This is a genomic window from Epilithonimonas sp. (assembly GCF_032055105.1).
GTDB lineage: Bacteria > Bacteroidota > Bacteroidia > Flavobacteriales > Weeksellaceae > Epilithonimonas.
Genome location: NZ_DAMBRK010000016.1, coordinates 12,619 through 25,858, shown reverse-complemented (window position 1 = coordinate 25,858; position 13,240 = coordinate 12,619). Strand labels below are relative to the sequence as shown.

Genomic DNA, 13,240 nt, shown 5'->3' with positions numbered 1-13,240 from the left:
TTAGAAGAATAACTTTAATTATAATTAATGTCCGCTTTCTTTCATTATTTTATTTAGTCTTTTCAACATCATCAATCCTAATAAAGTTGCGAAAATCAACAGACCGAAATTAACTAAGAAATAATTGGCTTTGTTTTCGTAATTGTACCAAGTGCTCGCAAGAATTCCCGATAATTTATTCCCAACCGAGTTTGCTAAGAAGAATCCGCCCATCATCAGCGCAGTCAATCTAGCTGGAGATAATTTAGAAACGAATGACAATCCCATTGGCGAAAGACAAAGTTCTCCAATAGTTACAACACCGTATCCGGCAATCAGCCAAAGCGCAGAAACTTTTTCAGCACCATTATTCCCTGCGTAAACCGCTCCAACCATTACTAAACAAGATAAACTGGTGATGAATAATCCTAAAACAATTTTACTTGGTGTCAAAGGTTCTTTTCTTCGTTTTCTCAGCATTGCCCAAACACCAACGATTACAGGTGTTAAAGCAATAACCCAAAATGGATTGATGGATTGGAACAATTCTGTATTATAAAGGAAAACTGTTTTGTCTGTTTTAGCTTCTAATTCGGCTCTTCTTTCTGGAGTAACGTTCCTGAAATAAATATCTTTTCCTGTTTCTTTCAAAGTTTTTCCGTCAGCATCTTTCTGAGAACGAAATTGCTCATCAAAAATCGGAGTTTCTTTATCTGCATAGCTTTTTTCTTCAACCAAATAAAGTGATGCCAAAGGTTTTTCAACCGATTCAGAAACGCTTCTGTCGGTGTAATAGTTGGCCCATCTTGTCAACGCAGTTCCATTTTGTTTGAAAACCGCCCAAAAAAACATACTGATTAAGAATATGGAAAGTAAAGCTCCAATCGCAGGTTTCTCCAATGGATTTGATTTAAAATAAAGAGAAACATAAAAGTAAATCACAGGAACACAAGCGAAAATAAACGCATCCGTATTGGTGCTTCCAAAAATATTAGTTCCCAAAATCATCGTCGGAACAAACCAACCGATAAAGCCTGCAACAATCGCTGGAACAAAAACCTTCATCAGAATTTCGGATAGTTTTGTGTCGCCTTCTTGGCTTGGTTTCATAACCGCTGCGTGTCTGTAATGTTTCATTCCTATTGTGAAAATTACTAATCCAAGCAACATCCCAACTCCGGCCGTAATAAACGCTTCGCCCCAACCAAATTTATTACGCATAAACGCCGCAATAATGTTACAGATAAAAGCTCCAATATTGATTCCCATATAGAAAATGTTGTAGCCAGAATCTTTATTTGCTTTATAAGGTTCTTCGGAATAGAGATTTCCCAAAAGTGTAGAAATTGTCGGTTTAAAGAATCCATTTCCAATAATAATTAAAGCCAATGAACCATAAAACAAAGGCAAATCCTTGAAAACACCTACACCAATATAACCAAGTGCCATCAAAATACCACCCAGATAAATGGATTTGATGTAACCTAAAACTCTATCAGCTAAAAAACCTCCAAGAAATGGGGTAAGGTAAGTGAGCGCTATAAAAGTCCCAAAGATATCATCGGCATCTTTATCAGGAATTCCCAATCCTCCATTTAATCCTTGTGGTTCTATCAAATAGAGAACAAAAATTCCGAGAATCAAATAGTAACCGAAACGTTCCCACATCTCGGTAAAAAACAAAAAGGGTAAACCTTTTGGATGTTTAGTCTTCATAGCTTATTTTTTCACAACGTTCCCAAAAATAAGATTTTAAAATGGATTAGAAAATTTTTCTAACTTTGATATGTCTAAATATTCAGAAAATGGAAATCACGATAAAAGATTTGGAAAACGATTTGAAGACTTTGCCAAAAGAACTTCTTCAACAGGTGAGTGACTATGTTGCTTTTTTGAAGTTTAAATATTCTAAAGATTTTGAATTAGAAGAGTGGCAGAAGGAAGTTTTGGATGAAAGATTAAGATATTTAGAAGAAAATCCAAATGAAACTTTAAACTTTGACAACACAATTGCGGAGTTGAAGAAAAAATATTCCTAAGGTGAAAATTGAAATTAGCAAAAAAGCCTACAACGATATTGAAGAAGCCTTAGAATATTATTCTCAAATAAACTTAGCACTTCCAATCAAATTTCTTGAAAGAATTGAAGAAGCAAAGTCTAAAATAATGAAGTCTGAATTAGGTTTTGAAATTAAGTATAAGACTGTAAGAACTATTTTACTTAAACAGTTTCCATATCATTTACACTATGTTTTAAAAAATGAGAAGGTAATTATTATCGCAATTCTGCACAGTCACATTAATCCGAAATCATATTTATAAAAAAAGCATTCCGATAAAAAAAGCATTCCGATAATTTGGAATGCTTTTTTATTAGAATTAATTTCTACAAATTTTCCAAAATAAAATTCGTCATTTTCTCATAAAGTTGAGGCCTGGTTTGTCCTCCATAGATTCCGTGGTTTTTGTCTGGATAAGCCATAAAATCAAACTGTTTTTTATTCTGAATTAATGCTTCAGAGAACTCCATAGAATTCTGGAAATGAACATTGTCGTCAGCTGTTCCGTGTATTAATAAGAATTTTCCTTTCAACAATTTTGCAAAAGTCGTTGGCGAATTTTGGTCGTAACCTTCCGGATTTTCTTGAGGCGTTTGTAGGAATTTTTCTGTGTAAACGCTGTCATAATATCTCCAGTTCGTAACCGGCGCAACAGCAATTCCCAATTTGAAAGTATCAGCTCCTTTTGTCATTGCCAAAGAACTCATATAACCACCAAAACTCCATCCGAAAATTCCGATTCTGGTTTTGTCAATATAAGATTGATTTCCGAACCATTGCGCCGCCGTGATTTGGTCTTCGGTTTCATATTTTCCCAATTGTTTGTAAATGATTTTTTTGAATTTAGCCCCTTTGTAACCTGTTCCACGTCCGTCAACACAAGCTACAACGTAACCTTTTTGAGCTAACATTTCGAACCAGATTCCGTTTCCGCCGTCCCAAGAATTGGAAACCTGCTGAGAACCCGGACCTGAATATTGGAACATAAATAATGGATATTTTTTGTTAGGGTCAAAGTTTTTCGGTTTGATAATCCAAGCATTCAATTGGTCACCAACAGAGTTCGGAATCGTAATGAATTCCTTCGTTACAAAATTGTCTTTCTGAAGTTTAGAAAGCAATTCATTATTGTTTTGAAGTTCTTTAATTTCTTTTCCATTCGCATCTTTTAGTACAAATTTGTAAGGAGAAGCAGCAGTAGAATTGGTGTTAATAAAATAGTTGAAAGACTTGCTAAAACTTGCAGAGTTATTTCCTTCCGGATAAGAAATCAACGTTGTTTTTCCGGAATTGATATTCAATTTAGAAACGACTTTGTTTAAGCTTCCTTTTTCAGTGGTTTGGATATAAGCTTCTTTGGTTTTCGGGTTGTAACCGTAATAATCTGTGATTTCCCAATTACCTTTTGCTACTTGTTTTTTCAGTTTTCCGGATTTGTCGTACCAATATAATTGTCTGTAACCGTCACGCTCCGAAGCCCAAAGGAAAGAGTTGTCATCCAAAAACTCCAAAGTCAAATTGTCGGTTTCTATCCAAGCATTATCGGTTTCGGAAAATAATTTGGTTAAGTTTCCGGATTTTGTATCCACTTTTATCAAATCCACTTTGCTGTGATGTCTGTTGCTGGTTGCAATGACAATTTCGTTGGCGTCGTTGGTCTGCCAAAGTTGCGGAATGTAATGATTTTCAAAACTTCCAAGATTCAAAGCCGTTGTTTTTGCTGAATTTAATTGATAAAGTTGAGCAGAAACGGTTGAGTTGGTTTCTCCGGCTTTTGGATATTTGTATCGCATCTCCGTTGGATAAAGCGATTTCCCGTAGATTGGAATATAGATTTCCGGAACTTTTGACTCATCAAATCTTACGAAAACAATCGCATCTCCTGCTTTGTTCCATTGGTAATAATCTGCGTGAGAAAATTCTTCCTCATAAACCCAGTCTCCAAGTCCATTAATTATAGAATTTTTCTTTCCGTCAGTTGTAATCTGCGTGATTTTTCCGGAAGTTAAATCTTGATAAAACAAATTATTATCAACAATGAAAGCGACTTTGCTTCCGTCCGGAGAGAACTTCGGTTCCTGAATCCAGTTTCCATTATTAAGTGGCGTTACTTTATTTGATTTCAAATCCTTAACATCAAATTTCCCCAAAAATGAATGTCTGTAAATCTGCTCACTTTCTTTCTGAAGAAGAATTTTGGATTCGTCTGGAGAGAAAATGTAAGACTCGAAACTTCCATCTACAATATTTCCAACTTTCTGGAATGTTTTATAGCTATATTTTGCGATTCCGTCTTTTTCTATAGTGGCGTAGTTTTCACCATCGTTAAGGGAAGCAATTCCAGCAATTCCTTTTCCACGGTAATATCCAGAGTATATTTTGTCTAACGTAATTTCTTGAGCATTAATGTTTTGTGAGAAAACTGCCGTTATCAAAACAACAGAAATAAGGATTTTTTTGTTCATTATCTTTTTATTTTTATTTAAGGAATTCACGAACCTTGCGGTTTCATTTTTCAAATTTTAGAGTTGTAAATATATTTATTTTTTGTCTAATATGTTGAGTTGTAGCCTAACCCTTTCAGAGTTTCAAATTGACTATCGTCTAATCTTTGATTTCTGAAAGGGTTTTTTAACATGGAGTTGTAAATGCGTGAGGGATAGTAGTGGAAATCCTTTTCTGTCCGCCTTAGGCGGACAGAAAAGATTGTAACGGATAGCCCGACCCAAGCTTTGGACTTAGCCTTGGAAAGGGACACGCCCAAAACTGACAACCATCAACTGGAAACTATCAACTAATATTTGTATCTTTGCATCATTATTTTTCTCACTTAAAACGTTTATAGCATGCAACTGTACAACACCTTAAGCGCAGAAGAAAGAGCTCGACTTATCGATGAGGCCGGACAAGAGCGCCTTACATTGTCTTTCTATGCGTACGCCAAAATTGAAGATCCCAAAAAATTTCGTGACGACTTATTTATAGCCTGGAACGCTCTTGACGCGTTGGGTCGTATTTATGTAGCGACTGAAGGTATTAACGCTCAGATGAGCGTTCCTGCGGAGAATTTCGATGCTTTTCGCGATACGCTGGAAATTTATGATTTTATGAAAGGAATTCGTCTGAATGTAGCTGTTGAGCAAGATAATCACTCGTTTTTGAAGTTAACCATCAAGGTAAGAAACAAAATTGTTGCGGATGGTTTGAATGACGAAACTTTTGATGTAACCAATAAAGGAATTCACTTGAAAGCTCAGCAATTCAATGATATGTTGGCGGATCCAAATACAATTGTGGTAGATTTCAGAAATCATTATGAAAGTGAAGTGGGTCATTTTGAAGGCGCCATTACACCGGATGTGGAGAATTTCCGTGAAAGTTTGCCGATTATTAATGAACAATTGCAGGATTTTAAAGAAGATAAAAATCTTTTGATGTATTGTACCGGTGGAATCCGTTGTGAGAAAGCGAGTGCTTATTTCAAACATCAAGGTTTCAAAAACGTCTATCAATTAGAGGGCGGAATTATTGAATATACGCGTCAAATCAAGGAAGAAAATATTGAAAGTAAATTCATTGGAAAGAACTTTGTTTTTGACCACCGTTTAGGAGAAAGGATTACGGATGATATTATTTCTCAATGCCACCAGTGCGGAAAACCTTGCGATAATCATACGAACTGTGCAAATGATGCTTGTCATTTGTTATTCATCCAATGTGACGAATGTAAAGCTGTAATGGAAAATACTTGCTCAACCGAATGTCACGAGATAATCCATTTACCACAAGAAGAGCAGATTGCAAGAAGAAAAGGCTTACAGGTTGGGAACAAAGTATTCCGAAAAGGTAAATCTGAAGCTTTGAAGTTTAAAAATTCAGGAGAATTATCAACGCAAACTTTGGCAAAAGCAAAACCTGAAACTAAAGATATTCGTCAGAAAATTAAAGTTAAAAAGACTTTGGTTGGAAAAGCGGAACATTATTTTACCAAATCAAAAATTGCTCAGTTTTTAATTGAAAATAATGAACTTGCTGTAGGCGATAAAGTCTTGATTTCTGGGCCAACAACTGGTGAGCAAGAAGTTACAATTACAGAGCTTTTTGCAAATAGTGTTTCAACTGAAATTGCTAAAGTTGGAGACCAAGTTACTTTTGAGCTTCCTTTCAGAGTTCGTTTGTCCGATAAGTTGTATAAAATCTTATAAGATTTAAGATGACAAACAACGGTAGAATAGAGTTGATGGCGCCAGCAGGCGATTTTACATCAATGCAAGCGGCTTTGGATAATGGTGCAGATTCCATCTATTTTGGTGTTGAACAGCTGAATATGCGCGCTAGAGCATCAATGAATTTCACCATTGATGATTTACCAGAAATAAGTAAACGCTGCTCAGAAAAAGGGGTGAGAACTTATCTTACACTTAACACAATTATATACGATCACGATTTATCTATTATAAAAATACTTCTTGATAAAGCAAAAGCGGCTAATATTACAGCAGTCATTGCGATGGATCAAGCGGTAATTTCTTATGCGAGACAAATCGGGATGGAGGTTCATATTTCTACACAAATCAATATCACAAATATTGAAACAGTAAAATTCTATGCACTTTTTGCCGACACAATGGTCATGAGTCGCGAATTGAGTATTACCCAGATCAAAAAAATATGTGACCAGATTGTAAAAGATGATGTAAGAGGACCTTCTGGAAATTTGGTCGAGATTGAGATTTTTGGTCACGGAGCTCTTTGTATGGCCGTTTCTGGCAAGTGTTATTTGAGCTTGCATTCAGCTAATTCTTCTGCAAATAGGGGAGCTTGCAAGCAAAATTGCAGAAAAAAATATACGGTTATCGATCAGGAAACAGGTTTTGAAATAGAACTTGATAATGAGTATATGATGTCACCAAAAGATCTTTGTACGATCAGTTTTCTTGATCAGATCATCGATTCGGGTGTGAAAGTTCTGAAAATCGAAGGACGCGGACGTGCTCCTGAATATGTTGCGACAGTTGTAAAAGCTTATAGAGAAGCAATTGATGCTTTTTCAGAAAAGACTTTTTCTCAGGAAAAAGTTACAGAATGGATGTCTAGGCTGGAAACAGTTTATAATAGAGGTTTTTGGAGCGGATATTATCTTGGTCAGGAATTAGGTGAATGGTCCGACAATTCTGGATCTAGCGCCGTTCAAAAGAAAGTTTACGTTGGGAAAGGACGTCATTTTTATCCAAAATCTAATATTGCAGAATTTCTTATAGAAGCTTATGATTTGACTGTGGGAGATAAAGTTTTGATTCAAGGTCCTACAACTGGTTCACAAGAAATGATTATTGAAACCATGCAAGTTGATGAAAAGCCAGAAGCTAACAAAGCGTCTAAATCTGATGTAATTACAATCAAGACAGATTTCCGTGTTCGTCCTTCTGATAGGTTGTATAAAATAGTTCAAGCTTAATAATAAGGAATATTTGCATTGTTGTTTGTCTCTTATTTTTAATTAAAATGGTAATTGTAACACTTCAGCGAGATAAATGTATCGGTTGCAACTATTGTGAAGAGTTTGCGCCAGAGTTTTTTAGGATGTCTAAAAAAGATGGTAAATCAGTATTGTTGAGATCGATTGATAAAAAAGGCTTTTACACGATTAAAACGCCACAACATGAGTCTTTTGAACCATGCGATAGAGCATCTAAAGCTTGTCCTGTGAATATCATTTCAGTTAAAGAAATTTAGGATGAATCTTAGTCTTACAAAAAAGGAACTTCGAACGATTTATAAAGAGAAAAGAATGGCTTTATCACAAGATGAGGTCCGTTTTTTATCTGAAAAAATCTATGAACGATTTGTTTTACAATTTAATATTATTGAAAATCAAAAAGTTAACATTTTTTTACCGATTAAGAAATTCAATGAAGTAAATACTCAGATTTTTATTGATTATTTTTTTAATAATAAAATTCGGGTTTTTGTTCCGAAAATCCAAAATGAAAAATTGATTTCTGTAGAGGTTTTTCCAGATTCAGAATATGAAATTAATAGTTGGGGAATCAAAGAGCCGATTTCTGATATCGATTCAAATGTCGATTTAGATTATGTTTTGACGCCTTTGTTATATTGTGATAGATTTGGAAATAGAATTGGATATGGAAAAGGGTTCTATGATTCTTTCTTTTCTGGGAATTATAAAATTAATAATAAAATCGGATTAAATTTCTTTTCTCCAAAAGAAGATGTCTCCGATGTTTTTGAACTAGATGTGCCTTTAGATGGTTTAATTACCCCCTATGAATATTGTGGTTTTAATTTAAATCATTGAAAATCAATATCGTTAATTTGTAAAAATGTTTACAATGAGATTACAAAGTATTTATTGGTGATTTTTATCAGACCGTCCTACCTTTGTCTTGTAATTATAACACGATAATTCACAAACAACAATATTAATAATTTAAATTTTTAGAAAATGAAAAAGTCATTATTTGTAGCTGCTATTGCTGCTATCGCTCTTGTAGCTTGTAAGAAAACTGATAACGTAGAAGCTGCTGCTGTTGATTCTGTTGACGCTACTGCTGATTCTACTGTTGCAGCAATCGATTCTACTGCAACTGCTACAGTTGATTCTGTAAAAGCTACTGCTGATTCTGCTAAAGCAGAAGTAAAAGCTGACGAGAAAGCTGCTAAAGAAGAAATCAAAAAATAATTAAATCCCAGATTTAATTAAAACAAAACCCGCTATAGAGCGGGTTTTGTTGTTTTTATAGTATCAGAATCTTTCTTGTAGAAATTTGAGAAATAGAATTTGAATTCCTTTTTAAATTTTATAGGAGAAGCTTTCAGCATATATTGCGCTTTTCTATTAACAGTCGTGATATACGTTCTTTTATTGTCATAATATTCGACATCAAAATTGGCAAAATCCAACGTGTCTTTGTCTATAACAGATTTTGAAGTTGTTAGATTATTTACTTTGGCAAACCTCACTTTCAAACTATCCATTTCTTTTAACAAAGGCTTCAGATTATTAGAATCTTTTGTCAGAAAATGGGCTTGCATTTGCGTGTAAATTACTGAATCTATTTCTGTGTCTTTGTTTCCCGAAGTGTAAAGCGTGGATAAATCAAGCAAATCCTGAACTTTTTGAGATGTAATTACATTGGTTGCCTGCAAACTATCCAGTTTTGTTTTGGTATAACTTACATTGTTGTTAGCATTTCTAATTGTTTCCAAAGAGTTCTCTTCGCCTTCATACTTTTTGTTGCAGGATGATATAATTCCAAAAACTATTATCGCAGGAATTATTATGAATTGATATATTTTATTTTGATTTTTCATCGTCAGTAATTTTGAATCTAATCATTACTATTTTTCCGTTTTTCATTTGAGAGTCAATCACTTCCAAGTTTTCAAGAGAAGTTGTGGGAAGCGTAACAAGCGAGATGTATTTTTGTTTATCTAAGGTCTCAATTCCGTAGATGTCACTGTCAACGACTTGATAAATTAGAGCATTGTCACTTATCAATCTATTCAGTTCGCGTGTTTTTTTCTTGAAATCTATGATTGATTTTGAGTAATAATATAACTGAATGGCGTAATCATTCGGCTTCAACTCTATATTTTCTGATTCAGGAGCATTCGTGAGGTCTCTAGTAACAACATCTGTCCTGTAGAAAGGAGAAGAAATTACCATTTTTAAACTTTTACTTTTTGTCTCGTAAACAAAAGGCGAATTTGGTTTTACCTTGAAAAGAATAGGAGACTCATTTTCTCTAATGATTTTCACATCCAGCTCTCCTTTTATAGATGAGTTTCTATCTGCATCAGTAAAAGCATAAGTGTATTTTTTATAGAAGAGATTGTCATAAAAAATCAATACAAGAACTACAGCAAATAAAAATGCCGAAATTCCTAACCAAAGATATCCTCTGACAAAACTCTGCTTTTCACTTTTAAAATTAATATTTTGATTGATTTCATCAAAAGCCTGATTGTCTATAGAAACAAGAGGTTTTGTAATTTTTTCTGAAAGATTGCTTTCTTCAATTTTTATAATTTCAGAAGCTTGTGCTTCGTTTTCAATAGTAGTTTTAGGTTCAATTACACCTCTTTGTTCAGTTGTAATTATAGGGTTTTTCTTTTTAAAGTCAGACCAAGAACTATATCCAGAATAGACAGCTAGAATATTTAGCATATCGATTCGCGGGATTTTTTCCTGAGAATTATTTTTGAAGTAAGTATAAAAAGTTTTCTCACTTATATTTCCTTTAGCCTTTTGTCTAAGATCTTCTTGAAAATAAATAATGTCAATGCCTTTCCATTTGGAAATGTCATCATTTGATGGCGAATGTGTCTCAAGATATTTTTCCTGAACAGCAGTTTTTAATGACTGGAAGTGTGAAAATTCTATACCGCTCAAAATTGTATTTGTTCTTAATTTATTGATTTTCAGTTATACTGATTTGTAAATCGTGTTTTACAAATATATTACAATTAATTTTCAAAACAAAAATATTTTCTCGTTATAATTTTGTGCCGTTCAAATAAGGACAATCTATTAACTAACAATTTAAATTTTTATTATTATGAAAAAGTCATTATTCGTAGCTGCTATCGCTGCTGTTGCTCTTGTAGCTTGTAAAAAAACTGAAACTGTAGATACTGCTGCTGCTGATTCTACTGCTACTGATTCAGCTGTTGCTGTAGTTGATTCTGCTGCTACTGCTGGTGTTGATTCTGTTAAAGCTGCTGCTGATTCAGCTGTTGCTAAAGTAGACTCTGCTGCTGCTAAAAAATAATCTTAACCCAGTTAAGAATTTGAAACCGTTTCTTTCGAGAAGCGGTTTTTTTATTTCTCTAATTTCTGTCTTAGGATTTCATAACAAGTAATCGCTGCGGCATTGCTTAGATTTAGAGAGTCTATTGTTCCTGACATTGGAATTAAAACATTTTCTCCTTTTCCTTTCCAAAAATCACTTAAGCCAGAATGTTCAGTTCCGAATAAAACTGCAGATTTGGTTTTGAAATTTTTCTCTTGAATATTTCTCGCATCTTCACTCATAAAAGTTGTGAAGATATTATATCCGTTGATTTTAAGGAATTCTAAAGTTTCCTCGTTGGAAGCTTGGAAGATATTCATTCCAAAAAGACAACCTACGCTTGAGCGAATGACATTTGGATTATAGAAATCTGTTCTTGGGTCTGTAACAATCAAAGCATTGATTCCGAAAGCTTCACAACTTCTTAGGATTGCACCTAGATTTCCCGGTTTTTCTACACTTTCTAAAATGATGATTGCTGAATCTTGTTTCGGTTTGAACTCGTCAAGATTTCTTTGTTCTAATTTATAAATTCCAATAATTCCTTCCGTTGTTCCACGATAAGCAATTTTTTCGTAAAGTTTTTCCGAAACAAAATGAATTTTGGAATCGGGTAATTTTCCGGTGAAAATACTTTCGCAGATATAATATTCTTCTGGCTGATTCCCGAAATGTAATGCTCTTTCGTTTTCCTGTTGACCTTCTACTATGAAAATGCCTGCTTTTCTTCTGTCCTGATTTTTGGATAGAAGTCGGGTTAGTCTTTTGATTTTTTCGTTTTGAAGGCTTTCTATGAGCATTTTAAGAATTTTTGCAAAGATATTAAAAGACTGTTTAAATTTAACAATGTAAAATTTTATAAACCACATAGGCACATAGTTTTTGTATTGCTTTAAGATAAAATAATTTTAAGATTAGTTCTATTTTATCTTTTTTTAACATTAGGAATTACACTTTTGCTATGTGTCTATGTGGTTGTAAATTAGAACTTGCATTTAAATAGATATAGATGAACTTCCTTCTTCCTACTTCCAGCAAAAAATATATATCTTTGTTTTATGATTTTACGAGGAGAAAATTTAATCAAGGAGTACGGGCCGAAAAAGGTAGTAAAAGGCGTGTCATTGGAGGTTCAACAAGGAGAAATTGTTGGACTTTTGGGACCAAATGGAGCAGGGAAAACGACTTCTTTCTATATGATTGTTGGATTGGTGAAGCCAACTTTGGGCAATGTTTTTCTGGATAAGCAAAATATTACGAAGGATGCGATGTACAAACGTGCGCAGAACGGCATCGGATATCTGGCACAGGAAGCTTCGGTTTTCAGAAAGTTGTCTGTTGAAGATAATATTTTGGGTGTTTTGCAATTGACAAAACTTTCCAAAAAAGAACAACAGAAAAAATGTGATGAATTGATTGAAGAATTCCACCTTGAACACGTTCGTAAAAACCGTGGTGACTTGCTTTCCGGAGGTGAAAGACGTAGAACCGAAATCGCACGTTGTTTGGCTACAAGTCCTAATTTTATCCTTCTAGATGAACCTTTTGCTGGAGTTGACCCAATTGCGGTGGAAGATATTCAGAAAATTGTAAGGTCTTTGGTTGAAAAAAATATTGGAATCCTAATTACTGACCATAACGTACAACAAACGCTAGCGATTACAAATAAAACTTATATTATGTTCGAAGGGAAAATCCTGAAAGAAGGTCTTCCTGAAGATTTGGCAAATGACCCAGATGTAAGGAAAGCTTATCTTGGGGAGAATTTTAGGTTTGAGAAGATTTAAATTTTGCTTTATGAAATCTATGTCTAAGTTTTTTCTGACGTTTGTCTTAATTTTTTCTACATTAATAAAAGTCTATGCACAAAATATTAATCTTGATGAATATGAAATTTATATAAATAATACTTTGATTGCAAAATCTGATTTTCTCAAGAACAGTAATAGTTTGACAGAACAACAGTTTAAAACTTTAGAATTTAAACCAATTACTGATGGAACTAAAAAAGCATATTTTCTGAATGGCAAAATTAGTTCGACTGGAAAAATCCAGAATAAAAAGGAGAACGGAATTTGGGAATATTGGCATTCTAACGGAAATAAAGCACGAGAAGGAGAATTTGTTGATGGAAAGCCAAATGGAACACACAAATATTGGTTTGATGATGGAAGTTTAAGAGCGATTGGAAATTGGAAAAATGGAGTTTATGATGGAGAATGGGAGATGTACAAATTCGATGGTAAAGAGAAAGTCATTCAACATTATAAAGAAGGAAAACTTGTTGAGTAATTATATTTAATTAAAATATTTAAGTCGCAAAGAAAAACTTTGCGATTTTCTTTTTAAATACACTAAATATCTTTTGCGACTTTGCGATAAAAA

The 13,240-nt window shown here is 33.8% G+C and carries 15 protein-coding genes; 10 read left to right on the top strand and 5 right to left on the bottom strand.

All coding sequences use genetic code 11. The features are described from left to right. Window positions 1–24: 24 nt before the first annotated feature. Window positions 25–1,695 carry a peptide MFS transporter gene (locus RTY06_RS13060; RefSeq protein ID WP_312825437.1) on the bottom strand — a complete coding sequence of 557 codons (1,671 nt, stop codon included), beginning with the start codon at window positions 1,693–1,695 and terminating at the stop codon, window positions 25–27. An 89-nt stretch (window positions 1,696–1,784) separates the two neighbouring features. On the opposite strand from RTY06_RS13060, the gene RTY06_RS13055 reads away from it, so the two are divergent. After that, entirely contained in the window at window positions 1,785–2,018 is a 234-nt protein-coding gene (locus tag RTY06_RS13055; RefSeq protein ID WP_312825436.1) for a hypothetical protein, read from the top strand. Window position 2,019: 1 nt separating this feature from the next. Beyond that, a complete protein-coding gene (locus tag RTY06_RS13050; RefSeq protein ID WP_312825435.1) occupies window positions 2,020–2,301 on the top strand; it encodes a type II toxin-antitoxin system RelE/ParE family toxin in 282 nt (93 codons plus the stop codon). 64 nt (window positions 2,302–2,365) lie between these two features. On the opposite strand, the gene RTY06_RS13045 is transcribed toward RTY06_RS13050, so the two are convergent. Next, window positions 2,366–4,504 carry a S9 family peptidase gene (locus RTY06_RS13045; protein ID WP_312825434.1) on the bottom strand — a complete coding sequence of 713 codons (2,139 nt, stop codon included), beginning with the start codon at window positions 4,502–4,504 and terminating at the stop codon, window positions 2,366–2,368. 381 nt (window positions 4,505–4,885) lie between these two features. Here RTY06_RS13045 and RTY06_RS13040 point away from each other — a divergent pair, with 381 nt between their 5' ends. The 5 genes from RTY06_RS13040 (at window position 4,886) to RTY06_RS13020 (ending at window position 8,742) form a co-directional block, all read left to right on the top strand. Next, a complete protein-coding gene (locus RTY06_RS13040; protein ID WP_312825433.1) occupies window positions 4,886–6,244 on the top strand; it encodes a rhodanese-related sulfurtransferase in 1,359 nt (452 codons plus the stop codon). A gap of 8 nt (window positions 6,245–6,252) precedes the next feature. After that, window positions 6,253–7,497, top strand: a complete 1,245-nt coding sequence (locus RTY06_RS13035; RefSeq protein WP_312825432.1) for a peptidase U32 family protein — start codon at window positions 6,253–6,255, stop codon at window positions 7,495–7,497. A 47-nt stretch (window positions 7,498–7,544) separates the two neighbouring features. Beyond that, a complete protein-coding gene (locus RTY06_RS13030) occupies window positions 7,545–7,775 on the top strand; it encodes a ferredoxin (RefSeq protein ID WP_116033121.1) in 231 nt (76 codons plus the stop codon). A 1-nt stretch (window position 7,776) separates the two neighbouring features. Continuing rightward, entirely contained in the window at window positions 7,777–8,358 is a 582-nt protein-coding gene (locus RTY06_RS13025; protein WP_312825431.1) for a 5-formyltetrahydrofolate cyclo-ligase, read from the top strand. A 147-nt stretch (window positions 8,359–8,505) separates the two neighbouring features. Continuing rightward, the gene (locus tag RTY06_RS13020) at window positions 8,506–8,742 is read left to right on the top strand and encodes a hypothetical protein (protein ID WP_312825430.1); all 237 of its coding nucleotides are present in this window, start codon (window positions 8,506–8,508) and stop codon (window positions 8,740–8,742) included. Window positions 8,743–8,774: 32 nt separating this feature from the next. Here RTY06_RS13020 and RTY06_RS13015 read toward each other — a convergent pair whose 3' ends face one another. Together RTY06_RS13015 and RTY06_RS13010 are read right to left on the bottom strand one after the other, a co-directional pair. Beyond that, the gene (locus tag RTY06_RS13015; RefSeq protein ID WP_312825429.1) at window positions 8,775–9,374 is read right to left on the bottom strand and encodes a hypothetical protein; all 600 of its coding nucleotides are present in this window, start codon (window positions 9,372–9,374) and stop codon (window positions 8,775–8,777) included. Continuing rightward, window positions 9,358–10,455 carry a hypothetical protein gene (locus RTY06_RS13010; protein WP_312825428.1) on the bottom strand — a complete coding sequence of 366 codons (1,098 nt, stop codon included), beginning with the start codon at window positions 10,453–10,455 and terminating at the stop codon, window positions 9,358–9,360. The genes RTY06_RS13015 and RTY06_RS13010 overlap by 17 nt, the downstream gene beginning before the upstream one ends. Window positions 10,456–10,621: 166 nt before the next feature. Between RTY06_RS13010 and RTY06_RS13005 the strand changes: the two genes are divergently transcribed. Further along, window positions 10,622–10,834: a hypothetical protein gene (locus RTY06_RS13005; protein ID WP_116033132.1), complete on the top strand. Its 213-nt coding sequence runs from the start codon at window positions 10,622–10,624 to the stop codon at window positions 10,832–10,834. A gap of 50 nt (window positions 10,835–10,884) precedes the next feature. Here the strand turns inward: RTY06_RS13005 and RTY06_RS13000 are convergent, their stop codons facing one another. Further along, window positions 10,885–11,655 carry a TrmH family RNA methyltransferase gene (locus tag RTY06_RS13000; RefSeq protein ID WP_312825427.1) on the bottom strand — a complete coding sequence of 257 codons (771 nt, stop codon included), beginning with the start codon at window positions 11,653–11,655 and terminating at the stop codon, window positions 10,885–10,887. Window positions 11,656–11,913: 258 nt separating this feature from the next. Between RTY06_RS13000 and lptB the strand changes: the two genes are divergently transcribed. Beyond that, the gene (gene lptB, locus RTY06_RS12995; RefSeq protein WP_116033137.1) at window positions 11,914–12,642 is read left to right on the top strand and encodes an LPS export ABC transporter ATP-binding protein; all 729 of its coding nucleotides are present in this window, start codon (window positions 11,914–11,916) and stop codon (window positions 12,640–12,642) included. A 19-nt stretch (window positions 12,643–12,661) separates the two neighbouring features. After that, window positions 12,662–13,147: a hypothetical protein gene (locus tag RTY06_RS12990; RefSeq protein WP_312825426.1), complete on the top strand. Its 486-nt coding sequence runs from the start codon at window positions 12,662–12,664 to the stop codon at window positions 13,145–13,147. Window positions 13,148–13,240 lie beyond the last annotated feature (93 nt).